This window comes from Ferviditalea candida, from assembly GCF_035282765.1.
Classification (GTDB): Bacteria; Bacillota; Bacilli; order Paenibacillales; family KCTC-25726; genus Ferviditalea; species Ferviditalea candida.
This window is the reverse complement of the sequence record NZ_JAYJLD010000140.1, coordinates 1-304: the sequence shown is the minus strand read 5'-3', so window position 1 is coordinate 304 and position 304 is coordinate 1. Positions and strand designations below refer to the sequence as shown.

Sequence of the window (304 nt, the reverse complement as noted above, 5' to 3'; positions counted from 1 at the left end):
GATGCGTGAAGACGGTCGGAAAGCGAAGCGGGGCACGGTGTTTCGGAAGAGATGACAAGTGCGATGCTTGTTCCTTGAAAACTGAACAACGAGTAAGAACGGACAACAACGATTGAAATGAGCTAGAGGCTCTGCAATAAAAGCGGACCGTTAGGGACGCACTTTTATGGAGAGTTTGATCGCTGATTCGAACTTCCATAGAGGAACTTTTATGGAGAGTTTGATCCTGGCTCAGGACGAACGCTGGCGGCGTGCCTAATACATGCAAGTCGAGCGGAGCTGTGAGAGAGCTTGCTCTTGAGCA

At 50.0% G+C, this 304-nt stretch carries 1 rRNA gene; it reads left to right on the top strand.

The window, feature by feature from the left end:
- Positions 1-208 precede the first annotated feature (208 nt).
- Positions 209-304, top strand: a 16S ribosomal RNA gene (locus tag VF724_RS21415); the annotation flags it as partial.